This window comes from Vibrio sp. 10N.222.55.B11 (genome assembly GCF_041473705.1).
GTDB classification, from domain to species: Bacteria; Pseudomonadota; Gammaproteobacteria; order Enterobacterales; family Vibrionaceae; genus Vibrio; species Vibrio crassostreae_C.
On record NZ_JBFRST010000086.1, the window covers coordinates 1 to 241 of the forward strand.

Below are 241 nucleotides of genomic sequence, written 5' to 3' on the forward strand. Positions count from 1 at the left end.
GTTTGCATACTGCGTATTTTGACAATGCCTATAATCAAAAACAGCTAGGCGGAGGAAGCTGGTTCTGTATGCGCGATACAATGGCGCTCGATCCAAGGCGCCACCCTGAGTTCCTTGAAGATATGATCTGGATGGTACTTGAGAAAACCGCCAAAAACGATCCGCAGAAGTTCAGACGAGCAAACTATGCAGGGTCCTTCGGCGTTGATATTTCAATGATTATTAACTACGGCTTACAAAC

Annotated in this window: 1 pseudogene; it reads left to right on the plus strand. The window is 45.6% G+C overall.

Annotation, left to right across the window (positions count from 1 at the left end):
- A pseudogene (locus tag AB4503_RS23720) lies at positions 1-241 on the plus strand (hypothetical protein); the annotation flags it as partial.